The organism is Algibacter luteus (assembly GCF_900141715.1).
Classification (GTDB): domain Bacteria; phylum Bacteroidota; class Bacteroidia; order Flavobacteriales; family Flavobacteriaceae; genus Arenitalea; species Arenitalea lutea.
In genome coordinates, this window is sequence record NZ_FQYK01000001.1 from 129,916 (window position 1) to 148,444 (window position 18,529).

The following is an 18,529-nucleotide window of genomic DNA, read 5'->3' on the forward strand; positions in this document are numbered from 1 at the left end:
CTGAAACTAGTTCGGGACTGCTTCGCAGAAAGACATAACGAAACATTTATGTTCATGAATTCAATAATTTAAAATAGAAATACATGAATAAAAGCCCGACCCTTGTGGTAACCTGCCTGCCGGCAGGCGCCCTAAAAAAAATAAACTAATCGAAGCGAATGGCTTTTACTGGCGATATTTTTGTAATGATAAATGAAGGTACGAGCAGCATGAGTAAGCAAAGGATGAGTGTGCCAATATTGAGCGCTATAATATAGCCCAAACTGATATAAACGGGCGCTTCGGAAACATAATACACACTTGGGTCTAAAGGGAAAAGTTTGAAATATTTTTGCGCATAAAGCAAGCCTAAACCTAAAATATTACCCCAAAACAAACCTAGAAGTATGAGGTAAGCGGCGTTGTATATAAAGATTTTGCGAATACCCCAGTTACTGCTACCAAGAGTTTTTAAAACCCCAATCATGCGGGTGCGCTCTAGAATTAAAACTAGGAGTGCCGTAATCATGTTAATACCTGCTACGAGTATCATGATACCAATGATACCGTAAATATTTTTATCAAAAATTTTAATCCATTCGAAAATGGAATAATATCTATCGGTTATGGTTTCGGAGTCTAGTAGTGAAGATATATTTTGATGAATTTGGGCTGCTGTTTCATCTAGGGAATTGTAATCGCTGATAAAAACTTCGAAATGGCCTACTTGATCTTTTTCCCAACGATTGATGCGCTGTAAGTGACGGATATCGCCAATAATATATTGGGCATCAAGATCTTGAAAACCTGAATTGTAAATGCCTTTTACACGGTAGGTAATGATGTTTGGGATTTTTTCTGGATCGTCTTTAGCAAATACCATTTGGAATTTATCTCCAACTTTAAAATGGAGTCTGTTTGCTAAATATTGTGAAACTAAAACCTCTTCGTTTCGGTTTTGCGTATAATCGGGCAATTCACCTTCCAATAAAAACTCTTTAAAATAACTCCAATTATAATCAGCACCTACACCTTTTAGGTACACGCCTTCAAAATCGGTTTCGGTCCGAATAACGCCAAATTTTGAAGCAACCCCTTGTACATGGCTTACCCCCGTTACCGCCTTAAATTCTGGATAGAAATCTTGGTTTTTTGATATGGGCGATACACTTTCTTGCGAGTTGTTACTATCGTATTTTGTAATGGTAACATGCCCGTTAAACGCCACTACTTTATCTCGAATTTTTTGCTGTAAACCAATGCCGGTGGCTATGGCAATCATCATCACCACAATGCCAATAGCAATTGCTGCGATACCAATTTTTATTATTGGTGCCGATATGCTACTTTTATACGCTTTACTACCAATAATGCGTTTAGCTATAAAAAACTCGTAATTCAAAATTTTACTATGCGGTTTAATGTTTTCAAAAATACAGTTTTATTATTTGTTTTAGTCATGATTTCTTGCGCTTCTAAAGTGAAAAATAAGACCACTGAAAAAGCTGAGACTATTGAACAAACTCAAATGGACAGCGCTATTGTTGTTGGCGCAAATCAAACTGAGATTTATTTGCCATTATTAAAAGGGAAACGCATTGGAATTGTAGCCAACCAAACATCGGTGATTTTTAAAAACCAAGCTCATACCATTTATGCGCATTTGGTTGATTCATTAGTAGCTTTAAAAGTTGATATAAAAAAAGTATTTGCTCCTGAACACGGTTTTCGTGGGCAAGCAGATGCCGGTGAAGTGGTTAAAGATGGCGTAGACACCAAAACCAATTTACCTATTATCTCGCTTTACGGAAAAAACAAAAAACCTTCGGCCGAACAGCTAAAAGATTTAGACCTTGTTGTATTTGATATTCAAGATGTTGGAGCGCGTTTTTACACTTATATTTCTACGCTTCATTATGTTATGGAAGCTTGTGCAGAAGCAAATATTCCTATTATTATTCTTGACAGACCCAATCCAAATGGGCATTATGTAGATGGACCTATTTTAGAAATGGAGCACAAAAGTTTTGTAGGCATGCATCCAATTCCTGTAGTTCATGGGATGACAATTGGAGAATATGCACAAATGATTAACGGTGAAAAATGGTTAGCCAATGGAATTCAATGTGAATTGGAAGTTATTAATATGAAGCATTACAATCACCAAAAAAAATATAGTTTACCTATTAAACCGAGTCCGAATTTACCAAATGACCAGGCAATTAACCTCTACCCTAGTTTATGCTTTTTTGAAGGTACCAATGTTAGTGCTGGACGAGGTACCGAAATGCAATTTCAGATTTTTGGTAGTCCATTTTTAAATCCAGAATCATTCGATTTTCAATTTACACCGAAACCTAATTTTGGATCGAAATACCCAAAACATGAAAATAAAGTTTGTTATGGTAAAGATTTAAGGAACACCAAAGCTCTTGATTTTTTAAATTTAGAATGGTTAATTGAAGCCTATCAACAAACAACAGATAAAAGCACTTTTTTTAATCCATTTTTCAGTAAACTGGCAGGTACTGAAACGCTGCAACAACAGATAAAATCTGGTCTTTCTCAAGCAGAGATAAAAGCCACTTGGAAAGAAGGCTTGGATAAGTTTAAAGCGATGAGGACACCTTATTTAATCTATCAGTAAATCTATTTGAACATTTATTTTTAATACTTAATAAAAAATTAATCTGCATTTTAAGCTAAAAGCTTAATTTTACACCGTATTAAGCGAACGAAGTTATGAACCCATCTTCCGCAGGTTGGATAAAAAAATTGATCAAGGAGATTGATAAAAACAATCTCTTTTTAAAACTCGACGAAGAAACCTTTTACGGTACTCTAAGGTCTTGCGGGTTTATATACGGAAGTAATTTAGATGTTGTAGCACAAGTTATTGATAAAAATGACCTAACGGAAGACGAGCTTTGTAAAACCAATTTATGTTTAGCGCTTTATTACACACACGCCAATTCTAAACAAAATATTCCTTTTGTTGATAGCGTTATTAGTTTTTATTCTGAAATTGATGACATAAAAACGTCTTTTTTAAAAGGTTTATTAGGCGGAAAAAAATCGAATGAAGAACTTGAAAAAATTATACACACTCGCATTCAGATTGATGCCAACGTGCTCACAAAAAACTTCAACTACTTTATTATTAATGCCTTGTTGTTTGTTGATGTTTTAGCTTATGAAGTTTATTTGAACAACCTCACCATATCAACCGATTATCTTAAAAATTTAGAAGCCTCTATTGCTTCTATTTCTCTAGATGTTTTAAATTCTAAAGAAACTAAAAATCAGTACGACGAAAGTTTAATTAAATTATTTGAATCTTCGTTACGCTATCAAGACGCTTCGGAATTAAATTATACCAAAGCCATTAAAAACGTAAATACAAATCTAGAGAAGTATTATATTTTAGATTTAGCTTGTATGGCAACTTGGAGTGACCAAATGATAGATGTCGAGGAACAACATTTTTTAGAAAAATTGGGGAACGATTTAGAGTTAAGTATGTCGCGAATACATCAATCGATAAAAGCGGTGAATCACTTTTATACCGTTCATAAAGATAATATTGCACTTTTAAGTTCTAAAAATATTGTTCAGAGCTTTTATAACAATTCGAGCAAAATGGTGAATAAACTGATTTCTCGAAACAGTAAACGCTTGTACCAAGAACTTAAAGACAGTAAAGAATTGATGGTGCTCCTTTCACAATCAACAGTAAGAGATTTAAGTAAAGAGGAACAAAAAAAAGTACAAGAACAACTACTCGACATTTTTAAATCGATACCTAGTCTTGCGATTTTTTTACTTCCTGGTGGGGCTTTATTATTGCCTTTGGTAGTTAAATTTATACCAAAATTATTGCCTTCTGCGTTTGACGAAAATAGAATAGACGAGTAAATCCTCTTTTTTTTACTTTATTTCCAGTAGCTTTACAACTACTCACTAACCTTAAATAATAATGACATCTTATACTATTCAAGAAATTAACAACCTGTTAAAGGGTGAATTAATTGGAAACACTACACAACCTATTGAAGGCCCGGAACAATTACAAAATGCTAAAAAACAACATATTACATTTATAGGCAGCCATAAATATGTAAAATATTGGGCAGATTCTAAAGCGAGTGCCGTTTTAGTAAACGACAATTTAACTGTGGTACCTGATGAGAATCGGGCGGTAATAAAAGTTAAAAATGCGGATTTGGCTATGGCTAAAGTTTTGGAATTATTCAATCCGCCAGCTCCAGCTTTTGAATCGGATATTCATCCTACAGCGGTTATTCATGAAACTGCTACCATAGGTGAAGGTTGTAAAATTGGAGCCAATTGCTATGTTGGTAAAAACGTTTCGCTCGGCAAAGGTGTAATTTTATACCCCAATGTTTGTGTTTTTGACGAAACTACAATTGGAGACCACACTATAGTTTGGTCTGGAACAGTGATTAGAGAGCGTTGTATTATTGGTAACCATTGTATTTTTCATACCAACGTGAGTATTGGTGCCGATGGTTTTGGGTACCGCCCTAGCGATGATGGCAGAGGATTGGTAAAAATTCCGCAAATAGGGAATGTTATTATTGGGCATCATGTTGAAATTGGCGCCAACTCTTGTGTGGATAGAGCTAAATTTAGCAGCACCATTATTGGAGACGGCTGTAAAATAGATAATTTGGTACAAATTGCACATAATAGTGTTATGGGATGCTCCTGTATTATGGCGGGACATAGCGGACTTGCAGGTTCGGTAACCTTAGGAGATGGTGTTATCATTGGAGGTTCGGCATCTATAAAAGATCACACCACTATACATTCTGGCGCTACTGTTGGTGCAGGTTCAGGAGTTATGAACGATGTACCTGCCGGACAAACCGTTCTTGGTTATCCAGCACAAGACTCTCGAGAAATGTTGAAGCAATGGGTAGCGATGCGAAGATTAACTAAAAAGTAGAATTCAATAATATAAATATGGGTGAATTTTTAACGAATTTCGCTAAATATTAGATGTATACATTTTAAGTTTTTATTTGTTTCAATTACAAGAAACATAAATCTATTCCAACCACATCTTAAAATCTTTAACACGTTCGCGGGCAACAATAACTTCTTGTTCGCGATAAGAATTTAATTTGATTTGCAATCTTGAATTGGTATAACTCACCATATCTTTTATAGCATTGATATTTACAAAAAATTTGCGGTTTATCCGGTAAAAGGTTTGTGGTTCTAACTCATCTTCTAACTGCTCTAAAGTGGTATCTAAAAGGTAGTTTCTACCTTCTGTAGTATGCAAATAGGTGCCTTTGTTTTCGCTGTAAAAACATTCGATATCGTCTATATTTATAAGTTTAAGATGCTGCCCTACTTTTACCGAGAAGCGTTTTTTGTACTCACGGTCTAAAGGGTTTACCAAGAGTTTTTTTATGTCGTTAAAATCTAAAGTAACCGCTTGCTTTTGTGGTGCACGTTCTTGGTACTTTTTTACTGCGGTGGCCAAATCTTCGTCGTCAATAGGTTTTAATAAATAATCGATACTATTAAGTTTGAAGGCTTGAAGTGCATACTCATCATAAGCTGTGGTGAAAATTATAGCTGACTTTATTTCTATGGTTTCGAAAATTTCGAACGAAAGACCATCGCTTAGTTGAATATCTAGAAATATTAAATCGGGGTGCGGGTTATTTTGAAACCAGTTGATGGATTCTTCTACGGAGTGCAGCATAACTTCGGCTTTCAAATCTAAACTTTCGAGCATACGCTGTAGGCGTCTTGCTGATGGTTTTTCGTCTTCTATAATAATTACTTTCATTTTGATTTTTTATGATCGTTAAATTGGTGTTCTGGTTTGCGTTAGGGGTTGAGGGATTTGTTGAAGCTCCTCGACGCAGGAGGGAGCGACTCCCGAAAACCCGATCCTTGTGGTAACCTGCCTGCCGGCAGGCAGGCGCCCTAATTATTTTATTTCCATTGCCTTTTATCGTTATCCATGAACTCCTTTATTTTACGTTCTTCCCACGATTTGCTGAATATATAGTTTTTACCAAATACGGAGAGGGCATGAAAACCCAAACCAATACCCCAAAAAATGGGGGTTGAAAAGGTTCCAAAATGCCAGAATTCGCCACCGTTGGATACTATCATGTAAACTATAAAAATATTTACCGCTACATACCAAAACGCATGCCAATAGAAGCCTTTTAGCTCTTTTACTCGTTTTTTGGCTCGTGCATAGGCTTGCTCTTTTTGGAAATCTTTATCTTGATATGGTTCTAATTTACTATTTTCCATTGTTTTAATGTTTTAATTCCATTTGTTTTCTTCTTTACGCATAAATTCTTGGATTTTGCGTTCTTCCCACTTGCGACCAAATTTACCTTTGTGAACAAATACAATAAACCCGTGTATGGCAACCGCAATGCCCCAGCTTATTACCGAATACCAAAACCATTTGTAATCCCAATAGGTTTTATAATTAATAAAAATGGTAAACGGTGTAAATAGACAATAGGCTAACAAGTGCTGGTAAAAGCCTTTTATTTCTTCGACACGCTTGCGCGCTCTGTAGGCTTTTTTATTAGTTTCTGTATCTGGCAATTTTTTCATGCTGTTTTATATTTTAATCCCAGTTGTTGTTTTCTTCATTACGCATAAACTCTTCCATTTTTCGCTTTTCCCAACTTCGGCCGAAGGATCCGTTGGTAACAAAAACTCTGAAAGCTTGTATAGTCAAACCAATACCCCAACCGAACATAGGGAACCAAAACCATTGAAATCCCCACGATGTTCTGTAGTTGATATAAATTAATACTGGAATAACTATAACATAAGATATAAGGCTGTAATAGAAACCTTTTAGCTCATCTAAATAATCTAAAGCTCGCAAGTAACTATCGTCTAATTGCGATGATGCTTGTTCTGTTCTCATGACTGATATTTTTTTAGTAAGCATAGGTATTGCTACTGCAAAACGGTTTGCTTCTTTTATGATATTTACTTTTTTATTGGTTAATAAATCGTAACGTTGAGTAATGTTACCTAATCCTACCCCGCTACTTTTTTTAACTATTTGTTTGGGTTGCAAATTGTTTTCTACAATAAGGCTTCCTTGATCTTCGTAAATGTTAATTTTTAACGGCTTACTTGATGTTACCATATTATGCTTTACGGCATTTTCTAGAAGTAATTGTAGCGATAAAGGCACCACTTTACTTTCTGGGTTTGATGCTTTTTCGGGCATGGTGAAGATGATACTATCTTCAAAACGCATTTTAAGTAAAGACATGTACGTTTTTGCGAATTGCAATTCCTCATCAACCGTTACTAGTTCCTTGTTTTTTTGCTCTAACACATAACGATACACTTTAGATAGTGATGTGGTGAATTTCTGCGCATTTTCAGGGTTTTCTTCAATTAAACTAGTTAATACATTTAAACTATTAAAAAGAAAATGAGGGTCTAATTGGTTTTTTAAAGCATCAAACTTGGCGCTTGCGGTTCCTGCTATTACTTTTTGTTCTTTAATTCGGTTTTGCTGGTATCTATTATAAAAATAGATGACATAAAATATAATTACGATGGTAAGTGTTATCCATAATCCGAACTGATAATTTTTAAACTTTTCATTAGACAAAAAATCTGAAAAGTTATCGCCGTTATAAATTACAGCAGTAGATGCTCTAAGTATGAAAAGTGCGATTAAAGTGATTACCGTTGCACCTAGGATACCAAGAACAATGCGTTTTACAGTATCGTTCTTTTTCCAACTTCGTCTTTCCATATAATCAAAGAAATACATATTGGAATATGCTATTACGAAAGAGTGCAGTTGATACAAACTAAAATTGACTAAAAACTCGTTGACACTTTCAAATTGGAGTCCTCTAGACATGAGATTGCCAATTACAAAAATGATGCATCCAATAATAAAAGCAATAATGATATTTTTAGACGATTTTTTCATGATCTAATTGATATAGGTTTTATTTTCCGCAAGTTTCTAACAACATTTCTACGCGGTCTTTTCCCCAATTTGGATGAAAAGGTGTTTCTGGTTTAAAGTTAGCAAAAAGTTCTAAGGCATGTTCTAAATCTTTGCAAAATGGCGTCGTGTCTTGTCCAAAATATTTAGCGCCACCCATATCCCATTCTGCTTTGCAATACACCACTCTTGGATTTTCAGGCGCCATCATTTTGGCTTTGGTATAAATTTCAACAACTTTTCCCGAAAGTGTCATGCCATAGGTAGCACCATCATAAGCAACCCAAGCGGTATGCAACAACGCTTGCAAAACCATTATTTCTGGATTTTCTTTTGAAATAGCAGTTGCGTCGTTTATTAAATCTTGAGCTTTTTTAAGCTTTGCAGAAAGCACCTCTTCGTCTCTTTCTCCAAAACTATACAGGATGTTAATTTGCGCTGCATAATATGCTGGCAACCAATTATCTGTTTCAGCGCTGGAAATGCGCTCAAATAGATTTGCGGCCTCAGTTGGTTGGTTGTTAGTCCATAAATCAAAGGCTTTTTGCATCCCTTGTTCGTAATTAGTTTGTGCATTTAAAAATGCTGAAACTAGTACTGTTGCGATAATAATTAATTTTTTCATGAGTGTTCGTTTTTAATGATGGTTCAAATATCCAACAGAAATCGAGAGTTTTAAAAACGGACTTACCGAACTGTTATTTTTTTATGCTGAAATGTTAATCTGCTATTATTTCTAAATCTGAAATACTATATTTCAGTATTAAAAATTCATTTTATGAAAACTCTAATAGCCTTTTTCATTATTTCTATTACTTCTTTGAGTTATGGTCAGACTGAAAAAATATCAATGATTGACTATGTTCAAGTTTTAAATAGCAATAAAGCTGAGGCTCTTTTTTATTATCAAAACAATTGGGAACAATTACGAATTAAGGCTATTGAGAAAGGATATATACATAGTTATCAACTTTTAGAAACTGAACCTACTGAAACGGAACCCTATAGTTTTATATTGATAACAACCTATAAAAACCAATTGCAGTTTGATGCAAGTGAAACTAATTTTAATACACTTATTGAAGCTGGAAATGGATTAAAACTAATGAATAAAAAAAAGCCGGGTGAATTTAGAAAAATTATAAGCCACAACAGTGCTGTAATACATTGGAATTAAACAAAAAGGGCAGTCTGAATTTCTTCAGACTGCCCATTCCCCATTTGTACACAATACCATTAGTTTTTATGAACCAGTATCAAGCTTAAAGAAGATTGGTACAGCATAAGCCACTTTTACCGGCATACCGCGCTGTTTACCGGGTTTCATTTTTGGTAATTTCCCGATAATACGTTCTGCTTCTTGTTGTAAAATTTTATCTGGTCCTCTAGATCTAATATTGGTTATGTGTCCTGATTTATCGATTACGAAAACGACTGAAACACGTCCTTGTATTCCTAAGTCTAATGCCGTTTGCGGGTAAGTAAAATTCTTACCGACATGCTCTTGTATTTTTTTCTGAAAACAATCTTTCGTGCCCTGTTTTGACAACCCTTCGCATCCAGGAAATACAGGAACATCTTCTATTATCGCAAAAGCAACTTGAACATCTTCATCTACCTCTTCAACTTCCACATCGCTAACTTCTACAATACGCTCCTCAACAGCATCATCTTGACCAATTTCGGTGCTTTCGATTACGGTTTCCTCAACCTCTTCAACATCTTCTACAATCTGTATAACTTCTTGAACCACAGCTGGTGGTGGTGGCGGTGGTGGTGTATTTGCATTTACGATAGGAATTTCTTCCTCAAACTGAGTCTCCATATTTACAACACCAATTTCTACATCATCTTGCTCGTAAGTTCTGTATTCTAAAGCTCTCCATGACAATAATAACATTAAGTTCAGGCCAATAGCAAAATAAATGCCACTATTTCTTCCTATTTCTAATTCTGGATTCTTTTTAGCTTCCATGACATTTGGTTTTTACAGATGGGGATACCATCATCATTTCTACAGTGTAAAATTATTGTATAATCAGAATATCAACTATGATATTTATCATATCTCAAAAAAAATCCTATTTTCTGATAATATCGTATTTAGTAAGCGTTTGAATCTTCACATAATCTTGAAATTATCAGAAAAAAAGCATAACTTCGTTTTAGCTCAAAATGAAAAATGTGGTATATTTTTGGAAATCCATCAATAATATAATGAGATGAGAAGACTAATTCACTTTTTAATCCTTGTACTAATAACTACTTCTTGTGAATCTCAAACCAAGAATGCTAAAACTAATGCGTTGGTTGGAGGCCCATGTGAAGGTTGTGAAGCCGTTTATGAGTATGGTAACAAGAAACTCACAACAACTGACACTTTACCCGATTTTCGTATTAATGAACCAAAGTTAAAATTAACAGGGACTATTTTTAAAAATAACGGTAAAACACCAGCAGAAAATATCATTCTATATATCTACCAAACAAATCGAAAGGGTATTTATCCCACCAAAGGCAATGAAAAAGGATGGGCAAAAAGACATGGATACATTCGCGGATGGATTAAAACGGACCAATCTGGTCAATATACCTTTTATACATTTAGGCCTGCATCTTACCCAAATAGCACTGTGCCAGAACACATTCATGTCACGATTAAAGAACCTGATAAAAACGAATATTATATTGATGATTTTGTATTTGATGACGACCAGTTTCTAACTGAGAAACAAAGAAATGGCTTAACTAATAGAGGTGGTTCAGGCTTAGTAAACCCCATTTTAGAAGACAACATACTCACAGTTCATAGAGACATTATACTAGGTTTAAACATCCCAAACTACGAATAACATCAGGATAGGTGTATTCGCTATATTTAATTTCTTTAAAACTCTTACTAATATCTAATTCAATTGATTGTATTATTATAACACTTGAAACATCTCAATCTTAATTTAAATGAAGGGCTTATTGAGTGTACATTGAATTGGAATTGTCTGGTTTTTTTAGTAAATTAGAAGGACGCTCAATAAAGTTATTAGAACGAAATTATTCGAAACTTTAGATGTTGATTCAAAACATTAATACAAGGAATCATGAAAAATATACTAGTTACTTTGGATTTTGAAGAAAACGAAAAACAGTTAATTGATGTTGCTACTCAATTTGCGCAATCCTTCAATTCTAAATTATGGCTTATTCATATAACTGCGCCAGATCCTGATTTCGTTGGTTATGATGCTGGACCACAATATATAAGAGATAATAGAGCAAAAGAAATTAAAAAGGAGCATAGGCAACTGGAAGATTACTGCAGAGCACTTGAAAAACAAGGTATGGATGCAGATGGCATATTATTACAAGGTGCAACTACAGAAATGATAATAAAAAAATCTGAAAAATTAAATATAGACCTTATAATTACTGGTCATCGAAATCGCGGTATTTTCTACAAGGCACTATTAGGAAGTGTTTCATCTCAAATAATTAAAAAATCCAAAATACCTGTACTTGTTATTCCATTGAGATAGTTAAAAAACACATATAGTATTCTCAAAACATCATTGAATTTTGATTGTAGTTATTTTAACTATGGATTATTCTCTTCTATAAATTATCCAACTGATTACTCTTTTTATCCTCACTAATGGTCCAGAAAAAACCAACAAAAAAGAATTGATCTGTTGCAGGTTGTAAAGCACGCCTGTTAAAATTACCATTAACATCTGGGGTATTCGCATATTGATAGCCATTTATGTTTTTAAATCCTAAAACATTATTAACGCTTGCATAAAGTATTTTTTGCGGACTAATTAAATATGCCCAATTCACACTTAAACTATTAAAAGCTTTGGTTTTTGCGTTTAAAAACCCAGGATTGTTTGGGTTGGTATAAGTTCGTCCCGATGCATGTGCAAAACTAAAACCCAATTGACTGCGCCATTTATCAACCCAATACTTCCCAACTATTGAAAGGTTATGTGTGTTTGCAAAATCGGGTTGCGCTTTGGTAAGGTAATTTTTGTAGTCGCGCTCGGTATCTAAAAATGAATAGCTTAACCAATAATCAAAATTCTTTAGGCTTTTACTATCTCTCCAAAAGAAATCCACACCGCGTGCAAAACCACTTCCGCCGTTACTATAGTTGCTATCAAAATTTGCAAATTCAGAATCGTACTTCACTAAATTATTATAAGTTTTATAATAAGCTTCCGCTCTAAATAACTTTCTATCGGCATTGTATTGATAGTTAAATATATAATGTGATGTTTGCTCAGAATTTAAATCTTGATTAAACTTCAATACTTCACTGGAAGGGTTTTGGTAAAATTCGCCATATGCCAACGATAACTGACTTTTTCCACTGGTTTTATAAGCCAAAGATAATCTCGGAGCTATTTTGAAATCCTTAAATATCGCGCTGTATTCTCCTCGTAAACCCGTTTTAAAGGCAAGCTTTTTGGAAAGGAAAATATCAGCTTCGGCATAGGTTGCAGCAATATTGTTATTATATCGGTAATTGGTTGCTTCAATGCTTTCATCTTGATATCTCTCATCAAAGTTTGTTGCAAAATACTCAGCTCCAAAATAGAGTTTAAAACGGTTACTTATTCTGTTTTTGAATTTTAACTTTGTATGTAAAGAGTTTTCTCTGTCGTTAATTTGGCTTTCAATAACGTTTAAATTGTTTTTGGCATGCGTGAAGCTCACACCTCCAAAAATCGACCAAGTAGGGCTTAAAACACCATCATAGGAGCCATTAATATAGACGTTATTATTCTTTAATTTGATGTAGGCGCCTTCAGGTTCGTTTATATCTTCTTGAGTTAATTCGAACCCAGTAGCGTCAAAAGCACTGTATAACTTAATTAAACCGGCATTGGTTTTTCTTCTAAAAACTGCTTCTCCAGAAACTGTTTCAAAAGGTTTAATCCAATCGTTTCTATTTTTAAAAATGGCGTTATACGGGGCTAAATTAATATATGACGCATTAACACTCACTGAGCTTTTCTCCCATTTTTGAGTATTCCCGAGTGTTGCTCCAACGCTCATTATACCAATATCTGTTTTCTCTTGGTCGGGTTCGTCAACGGTATTTAAAAGCAACACACTAGATAAGGCTTGCCCATATTCAGCCGAATAACCGCCAGTAGAAAAGGTAACTCCATCAAACAAAAACGGCGAGTATCGACCTCTTGTTGGTGCATTATTGGTAGTTGGTGAATACGGTGTAAATACACGAATACCATCAATAAAAATTTGGGTTTCGTTGGCATCTCCACCTCGTACAAATAACCTACCATCTTCGGCAACTGTTGTTGTTCCTGGTAAAGTTTGTAATGCGCCTACAAAATCGCCTAAGGCACTTGCGGTAGTTACAACATCTAATGGCTTTAAAACATTAACCTTACTATTATCCCCTGCTGCAAAAGTACCTGCCGATAGCACAACAGCATCTAACATATTCACATCATCAAGAAGTTTTATTGTTAAATCTTGCATAAAACTCACGTCACCAATCATAGTATACGTTTCATAAGATAGAAATGAAACCACTAAGTTTTGTGTTCCTGTTTCGGAAGTTTTAAATGAAAAGGTACCACCAGCACCTGAAGTGCTGCCATCATAAGTACCTTGTAAATAAATATTCGCACCTTCGATAGGTTCATTTTTTGAATTGAGTACAGTTCCGTTGATTGTCGTTTGAGCTGAAATTTGAATACTTAATAAAGCTAAAAGAATAAAAGTTAATGTTTTCATGATTGATTATTTACTGTTCGTTTTTCATGAGCTGAAATTTTTTCAGCATCTGAAAATTTTAATTGATGAGACAAAAATGCAATTAGATTCTTGTTACCAAAATTCTAAATTACCGAACTGTAATTTTTACATGATGAATTGAAAAGACCGAAATAAAGCTTCTAAAAAAAACTCAAAAATTATCTTAATCTCTACACTCGCGAACAAAAACTATTCAAGCTTTTTTAAGCCAAATTGCAACAAATAAATATTTTATATATTAGCTAAACTAAACTGCTTCAAAACGCGTAAAATCACCTCAAAACATATCATAGATTTCTTCTATAGTTAATATTCAACATTTTGATTACCAGATATAAACAAACAAAATATAAACTAAAGGTTTAATTTTTATAAACTAATCCTTTCGTCTATAATTTTTCAAAAATTCTAATTAAAATAGCCTAAATTGAAATCTATTTATCATAACATTTTTAAGAACATTACCATTATATTTATAGCTTCATGTAACGTTTTAAAAAATTAAGCTACTTACATAGTAACTAAACCACGCCATTGAATAAAGAACTGGAACATAATTTTGTAAAATTGTTAGAGCAGCATCAAAATATTGTGCACAAAGTTTGTCGTTTGTACACCAATAATCAAGATGCGCATAACGATTTGTTTCAAGAGATAACCATACAACTCTGGAAAGCATATCCAAAGTTTCGTGGCGATGCAAAATTTAGCACTTGGATGTATCGTGTAGGCCTAAATACTGCCATTACACTTTACAGAAAATCGAAACGCTCTATAAACACACAAAATTTTGAGGGCGTAGAATTCAAAATAAAAGCCGAAGTTTATGATGATACCGAAGAACAACAATTAAAAATATTATACAAAGCTGTACACCAATTAAACGATATTGAAAAAGCTCTTGTTTTTCTGTATTTAGAAGACAAAGACTATAGGGAAATTAGTGAAACACTTGGTATAAGTGAAGTGAATGCCAGAGTAAAGATGAACCGAATTAAAACTAAACTTAGAACCATTTTAAATCCGTAAGATTATGGATGAATTAGATTTATTAAAAAAAGACTGGAATAAGGACGATAGCACCTACCCAAAACTATCTTATAACGAGATTTATAAGATGATTTTAAAAAAATCGTCTTCTATTGTCAAATGGATATTTATCATCAGCCTGCTAGAATTTGGGTTCTGGTTAGCCTTGTCTTTTTTGTTAAAGGGCACCGCCTATTCTAGCAAAATGGAATCGCTAAACATGAACCATATCCTTATCCCTATAACCGTTATCAGTTATGCTGTTTTAATCTATTTCTTCTATCTATTTTACAAAAATTATAGAAATATTTCTGCCACCGATAGTTCCAAAAAACTCATGGAAAACATCATAAAAACCAGAAAAACAGTCAAGTACTATGTGATTTTCAACCTAGCCTCATTGGTTGTTGGCGCATGTATTGGTGCATTTTACGGTTTCAGTCACAACCCAGAGTTTTCAGATAAATTACAACTAGCCTCAGCCAATGGCGAAGTCTTTAAATTTTACGCCCTTTTATTTATCGTTACCATAATAATTTTAGCCATAGTAATTGGGGTTTTACTACTATTTTACTGGCTCATTTACGGTATTCTTTTAAAGCGCCTCAATCAGAATTACAAAGAACTAAAAAAACTGGAAGTTTAAATATCATTAGGGCGCCTGCCTGCCGGCAGGCAGGTTCTCCTAAGGGTCGCGCTACACTGCAAGTCCTCGCTCGAACCTCGCTGTGGGCTTTCCGCTGCAATCGCTAACGCGGGTTTCATCTTTTGTTTTAAGTTTAGTTAAACATTATAGCTTTCAACTTCAATTACCTCACCAACTTGCATAGACTTTATATGCATATTTCCTACTCTAACACGAACCAGTCGCAATGTTGGAAAACCAACTGCCGAAGTCATTTTTCTAACCTGCCTAAACTTACCTTCATTTAAAGTTACAGAAATCCATGTGGTTGGTCCGTGGCGCGCATCTCTTATCTTTTTAGCACGCTTTGGTAAATCTGGTTCGCCATTCAATTTAAATACCTTACAGGGCTTTGTTTTATACTTTTTACCGTTAAAACCAATTTCAACACCACCTTCAAGTTTTTCAATAGCCTCTTCTGTAATATCGCCATCCACTAATGCATAATACTCTTTGTCCACTTTTTGGCTATTAACAAAATCGCTCATCTTACCATCGGTAGTCAGCAATAACAAACCTTCCGATTTTTCATCAAGTCTGCCAATGGCCATTATGTTTTCAGGAAAATCTTCTAGCTTACCCAAAAAGTTTTTAGATTGTTGTTTTGAATCATTACTGCTAAACTGACTCAAATACCCATAAGGTTTGTAAATAACAAAATGCCTGTGGCTGGTTTTACGCACTTCCATTTAATATGCTGTAAACAAGTTCGCGTGTTGGTTGTTGTCCGTTAATTTTAGTTCTCACAGCATCAAAGCTCACTTTAAAATCACATCCCGATTTATAAGCACTGCATCCATAAGCCATTTTACCTTTTTTAACAGTGCCTTTTTTACATTTTGGGCACACCAATTCATTAGTCTTTGGTTTAGCTTTCTTTTGTTTTGGCTCTAGTTTTAACTTAAAATTTTCATCAAACCTTAGCAAGCCTTCAACAGCACCAGCATCTGTTTTAAAACCCTTTAAATTAACCGTAGAACCTTTTTGAAGCAAGCGTATAAATTGCTTTTCTGAAATCTTCTTTCCAGCAAAACTAAACGGCATCACAAAATCGCAACCCGATTTATATTGGCTACAGCCATATGCAGACTTGCCTTTTATTACTTGACCTTGTTTACATTTTGGGCAAGCTTCAGCAGTAATACCAGCAACTTTTTTAGCTTTTGCTTTTTCAGCGCGCTTTTTAACAGTTACGGTATGGGAAATATTGGCACGTTTGGTTTCAGATCTAACTTCATAAACCAACGCATCAACCATGCGTTTCATATTTTTTATAAACGCCCCAGCACTAAATTCACCTTTTTCTATATCTTTTAATTGCTTTTCCCAAGAGCCTGTTAATTCAGCAGATTTTAATAAATCATTTTGAATGGTATCAATTAACTGAATTCCTGTAATCGTAGGAAGCACCTGCTTTTTATTTCGTTTTATATATTTCCGTTTAAATAAGGTTTCTATAATATTGGCTCTGGTTGATGGTCGTCCAATACCATTTTCTTTCATCAAATCTCGTAATTCTTCATCATCAACCTGTTTACCAGCCGTTTCCATAGCACGCAATAAGGAAGCTTCTGTAAACTGATTAGGCGGTTTTGTTTCCTTTTCCAGAAATGAAGGTTCATGTGGTCCTTTTTCTCCTTTTACAAAAGTTGGCAAAATACCTGTTTCTTTTTCTTTCTTATTTGCATCTTCAAATACAACGCGCCAACCTTTTTTTAGAATCTCTTTCCCTGTGGTTTTAAAAGACACCTCTGCCGCTTTTCCAATAACAGTGGTATTCGACACTGCACAATCTTCATAAAAAACAGCTATAAACCGTTTTACAATAATATCATAAACCTGCTGCTGGTTGTATTGCAAGTTAGTTTGCATACCAGTTGGAATAATAGCATGGTGGTCGGTTACTTTTTTATCATTAAACACCTTGGTAGATTTCTTAATCTTCTTACCTAAAAGTGGTTGCGTTAAATTAGAATAGTTGGTTAACTTTTGAAGAATTCCAGAAACTTTAGGGTAAATATCGTTTGGTAAAAATGTAGTATCTACTCTAGGGTACGTCACTACTTTACGCTCGTACAATGCCTGAACTATTTTCAGTGTTTCATCTGCTGAAAACCCAAACTTGGTATTACAATAAACCTGTAACCCTGTTAAATCGAATAACTTAGGCGCGTATTCTCTTCCTTTTTTCTTGGTAATCGATTCGATTTCAAAATCACTTTCTTTTACTTTGTTCGCTAAAGTTTCACCATCTTCTTTTTTGAGAAAACGTCCTTCCTCATAACTAAATAAGGTATCGCGATAAAGGGTTTGCAACTCCCAATACGGTTGTGGTTTAAAGTTTTCAATCTCTTTAAATCGATTTACAACCATGGCCAAAGTAGGCGTTTGCACTCGACCAACCGATAATACTTGCTTATATCCACCATGTTTTACAGTATATAATCTTGTAGCATTGATGCCTAACAACCAATCGCCAATGGCTCTCGAAAAGCCCGCGTAATATAAATTATCATAGTCTGTTGCGGGTTTAAGGTTTTCGAAACCTTCTTTAATCGCTTCGGTGGTTAGCGACGAAATCCAGAGTCGTTTGACTTCGCCTTTATAATTAGCCTCATTCATCACCCAACGCTGAATGAGCTCTCCTTCTTGACCAGCATCACCGCAGTTTATAATCACTTCGGCTTTATTAAATAAACTCTTAACAATTTTAAACTGCTTTTGTATTCCAGAATTTGAAACTACTTTCGTTTCAAACTTCTCGGGAAGCATAGGTAAGTTGTTTAAATCCCAACTTTTCCAATACGGTTTATAATCAACCGGTTCTTTTAAGGTACACAAATGCCCAAAAGTATATGTGACGGCATAACCGTTGCCTTCAAAATAGCCATCGCGCTTAGTATTGGCGCCTAATACAGCAGCAATTTCGCGGGCAACACTTGGTTTTTCGGCAATACAGACTTTCATTAATATATCTTAAAAGAGTGCTGCAAAATAGAAATTTTAAAACGAGTTTAAAAAGGTAATTGTTAGGAGTTATTAACTGAAATTATAAG

General features: G+C 34.5%; 18 protein-coding genes. 8 read left to right on the plus strand and 10 right to left on the minus strand.

Features of this window, described 5'->3' with window-relative positions; all coding sequences use genetic code 11:
- Nucleotides 1–145: 145 nt before the first annotated feature.
- Nucleotides 146–1,381, minus strand: coding sequence for an ABC transporter permease (locus BUA46_RS00555; protein WP_019387049.1), 1,236 nt, complete (start codon nucleotides 1,379–1,381; stop codon nucleotides 146–148).
- Between the two features lie 9 nt (nucleotides 1,382–1,390).
- On the opposite strand from BUA46_RS00555, the gene BUA46_RS00560 reads away from it, so the two are divergent.
- From BUA46_RS00560 to lpxD, 3 genes are all read left to right on the plus strand, one after another.
- Nucleotides 1,391–2,626: an exo-beta-N-acetylmuramidase NamZ family protein gene (locus BUA46_RS00560; protein WP_026009989.1), complete on the plus strand. Its 1,236-nt coding sequence runs from the start codon at nucleotides 1,391–1,393 to the stop codon at nucleotides 2,624–2,626.
- Between the two features lie 95 nt (nucleotides 2,627–2,721).
- Entirely contained in the window at nucleotides 2,722–3,894 is a 1,173-nt protein-coding gene (locus BUA46_RS00565; protein ID WP_019387047.1) for an LETM1-related biofilm-associated protein, read from the plus strand.
- Between the two features lie 61 nt (nucleotides 3,895–3,955).
- A complete protein-coding gene (gene lpxD / locus BUA46_RS00570) occupies nucleotides 3,956–4,948 on the plus strand; it encodes a UDP-3-O-(3-hydroxymyristoyl)glucosamine N-acyltransferase (RefSeq protein WP_019387046.1) in 993 nt (330 codons plus the stop codon).
- A 102-nt stretch (nucleotides 4,949–5,050) separates the two neighbouring features.
- Here lpxD and BUA46_RS00575 read toward each other — a convergent pair whose 3' ends face one another.
- The 5 genes from BUA46_RS00575 to BUA46_RS00595 all read right to left on the minus strand — a co-directional run bounded on the left by BUA46_RS00575 (nucleotide 5,051) and on the right by BUA46_RS00595 (nucleotide 8,600).
- Nucleotides 5,051–5,806, minus strand: a complete 756-nt coding sequence (locus BUA46_RS00575; protein WP_019387045.1) for a LytR/AlgR family response regulator transcription factor — start codon at nucleotides 5,804–5,806, stop codon at nucleotides 5,051–5,053.
- 149 nt (nucleotides 5,807–5,955) lie between these two features.
- Nucleotides 5,956–6,285: a 2TM domain-containing protein gene (locus BUA46_RS00580; protein ID WP_019387044.1), complete on the minus strand. Its 330-nt coding sequence runs from the start codon at nucleotides 6,283–6,285 to the stop codon at nucleotides 5,956–5,958.
- 12 nt (nucleotides 6,286–6,297) lie between these two features.
- Nucleotides 6,298–6,600, minus strand: coding sequence for a 2TM domain-containing protein (locus tag BUA46_RS00585; RefSeq protein WP_019387043.1), 303 nt, complete (start codon nucleotides 6,598–6,600; stop codon nucleotides 6,298–6,300).
- A 13-nt stretch (nucleotides 6,601–6,613) separates the two neighbouring features.
- Nucleotides 6,614–7,957 (minus strand): histidine kinase, encoded by a 1,344-nt coding sequence (locus tag BUA46_RS00590; RefSeq protein ID WP_026009988.1) that lies wholly within the window; start codon nucleotides 7,955–7,957, stop codon nucleotides 6,614–6,616.
- Nucleotides 7,958–7,976: 19 nt separating this feature from the next.
- Nucleotides 7,977–8,600: a hypothetical protein gene (locus tag BUA46_RS00595; RefSeq protein ID WP_019387041.1), complete on the minus strand. Its 624-nt coding sequence runs from the start codon at nucleotides 8,598–8,600 to the stop codon at nucleotides 7,977–7,979.
- Between the two features lie 153 nt (nucleotides 8,601–8,753).
- On the opposite strand from BUA46_RS00595, the gene BUA46_RS00600 reads away from it, so the two are divergent.
- Nucleotides 8,754–9,152: a hypothetical protein gene (locus BUA46_RS00600; RefSeq protein ID WP_035106119.1), complete on the plus strand. Its 399-nt coding sequence runs from the start codon at nucleotides 8,754–8,756 to the stop codon at nucleotides 9,150–9,152.
- A 66-nt stretch (nucleotides 9,153–9,218) separates the two neighbouring features.
- Here the strand turns inward: BUA46_RS00600 and BUA46_RS00605 are convergent, their stop codons facing one another.
- Complete coding sequence (locus tag BUA46_RS00605; RefSeq protein WP_019387039.1) at nucleotides 9,219–9,950, minus strand: energy transducer TonB; 732 nt, start codon at nucleotides 9,948–9,950, stop codon at nucleotides 9,219–9,221.
- A 247-nt stretch (nucleotides 9,951–10,197) separates the two neighbouring features.
- Here BUA46_RS00605 and BUA46_RS00610 point away from each other — a divergent pair, with 247 nt between their 5' ends.
- Nucleotides 10,198–10,827, plus strand: coding sequence for a dioxygenase family protein (locus BUA46_RS00610; protein WP_019387038.1), 630 nt, complete (start codon nucleotides 10,198–10,200; stop codon nucleotides 10,825–10,827).
- 246 nt (nucleotides 10,828–11,073) lie between these two features.
- The gene (locus tag BUA46_RS00615; RefSeq protein WP_019387037.1) at nucleotides 11,074–11,508 is read left to right on the plus strand and encodes a universal stress protein; all 435 of its coding nucleotides are present in this window, start codon (nucleotides 11,074–11,076) and stop codon (nucleotides 11,506–11,508) included.
- 76 nt (nucleotides 11,509–11,584) lie between these two features.
- On the opposite strand, the gene BUA46_RS00620 is transcribed toward BUA46_RS00615, so the two are convergent.
- Nucleotides 11,585–13,738 carry a TonB-dependent receptor gene (locus tag BUA46_RS00620; protein ID WP_019387036.1) on the minus strand — a complete coding sequence of 718 codons (2,154 nt, stop codon included), beginning with the start codon at nucleotides 13,736–13,738 and terminating at the stop codon, nucleotides 11,585–11,587.
- A 555-nt stretch (nucleotides 13,739–14,293) separates the two neighbouring features.
- Between BUA46_RS00620 and BUA46_RS00625 the strand changes: the two genes are divergently transcribed.
- Nucleotides 14,294–14,788, plus strand: a complete 495-nt coding sequence (locus BUA46_RS00625; protein ID WP_019387035.1) for an RNA polymerase sigma factor — start codon at nucleotides 14,294–14,296, stop codon at nucleotides 14,786–14,788.
- Nucleotides 14,789–14,792: 4 nt separating this feature from the next.
- Nucleotides 14,793–15,434 (plus strand): DUF8845 family protein, encoded by a 642-nt coding sequence (locus BUA46_RS00630; RefSeq protein ID WP_019387034.1) that lies wholly within the window; start codon nucleotides 14,793–14,795, stop codon nucleotides 15,432–15,434.
- A 137-nt stretch (nucleotides 15,435–15,571) separates the two neighbouring features.
- Here the strand turns inward: BUA46_RS00630 and BUA46_RS00635 are convergent, their stop codons facing one another.
- Both BUA46_RS00635 and BUA46_RS00640 read right to left on the minus strand, forming a co-directional pair.
- Nucleotides 15,572–16,162, minus strand: a complete 591-nt coding sequence (locus BUA46_RS00635; protein WP_019387033.1) for a pseudouridine synthase — start codon at nucleotides 16,160–16,162, stop codon at nucleotides 15,572–15,574.
- Nucleotides 16,149–18,440 carry a type IA DNA topoisomerase gene (locus tag BUA46_RS00640; RefSeq protein WP_019387032.1) on the minus strand — a complete coding sequence of 764 codons (2,292 nt, stop codon included), beginning with the start codon at nucleotides 18,438–18,440 and terminating at the stop codon, nucleotides 16,149–16,151. Before BUA46_RS00640 ends, BUA46_RS00635 begins: the two co-directional genes overlap by 14 nt.
- Nucleotides 18,441–18,529: the final 89 nt, after the last annotated feature.

What these genes read in the sequence shown, in the direction of transcription:
- BUA46_RS00590 (WP_026009988.1), bottom strand. Translation starts at nt 7,957, where the DNA reads ATGAAAAAATCGTCTAAAAATATCATTATTGCTTTTATTATTGGATGC.
- BUA46_RS00615 (WP_019387037.1), top strand. Translation starts at nt 11,074, where the DNA reads ATGAAAAATATACTAGTTACTTTGGATTTTGAAGAAAACGAAAAACAG.
- BUA46_RS00620 (WP_019387036.1), bottom strand. Translation starts at nt 13,738, where the DNA reads ATGAAAACATTAACTTTTATTCTTTTAGCTTTATTAAGTATTCAAATT.
- BUA46_RS00575 (WP_019387045.1), bottom strand. Translation starts at nt 5,806, where the DNA reads ATGAAAGTAATTATTATAGAAGACGAAAAACCATCAGCAAGACGCCTA.
- BUA46_RS00640 (WP_019387032.1), bottom strand. Translation starts at nt 18,440, where the DNA reads ATGAAAGTCTGTATTGCCGAAAAACCAAGTGTTGCCCGCGAAATTGCT.
- lpxD (WP_019387046.1), top strand. Translation starts at nt 3,956, where the DNA reads ATGACATCTTATACTATTCAAGAAATTAACAACCTGTTAAAGGGTGAA.
- BUA46_RS00595 (WP_019387041.1), bottom strand. Translation starts at nt 8,600, where the DNA reads ATGAAAAAATTAATTATTATCGCAACAGTACTAGTTTCAGCATTTTTA.
- BUA46_RS00585 (WP_019387043.1), bottom strand. Translation starts at nt 6,600, where the DNA reads ATGAAAAAATTGCCAGATACAGAAACTAATAAAAAAGCCTACAGAGCG.
- BUA46_RS00630 (WP_019387034.1), top strand. Translation starts at nt 14,793, where the DNA reads ATGGATGAATTAGATTTATTAAAAAAAGACTGGAATAAGGACGATAGC.
- BUA46_RS00565 (WP_019387047.1), top strand. Translation starts at nt 2,722, where the DNA reads ATGAACCCATCTTCCGCAGGTTGGATAAAAAAATTGATCAAGGAGATT.
- BUA46_RS00600 (WP_035106119.1), top strand. Translation starts at nt 8,754, where the DNA reads ATGAAAACTCTAATAGCCTTTTTCATTATTTCTATTACTTCTTTGAGT.
- BUA46_RS00635 (WP_019387033.1), bottom strand. Translation starts at nt 16,162, where the DNA reads ATGGAAGTGCGTAAAACCAGCCACAGGCATTTTGTTATTTACAAACCT.
- BUA46_RS00580 (WP_019387044.1), bottom strand. Translation starts at nt 6,285, where the DNA reads ATGGAAAATAGTAAATTAGAACCATATCAAGATAAAGATTTCCAAAAA.
- BUA46_RS00560 (WP_026009989.1), top strand. Translation starts at nt 1,391, where the DNA reads ATGCGGTTTAATGTTTTCAAAAATACAGTTTTATTATTTGTTTTAGTC.
- BUA46_RS00610 (WP_019387038.1), top strand. Translation starts at nt 10,198, where the DNA reads ATGAGAAGACTAATTCACTTTTTAATCCTTGTACTAATAACTACTTCT.
- BUA46_RS00605 (WP_019387039.1), bottom strand. Translation starts at nt 9,950, where the DNA reads ATGGAAGCTAAAAAGAATCCAGAATTAGAAATAGGAAGAAATAGTGGC.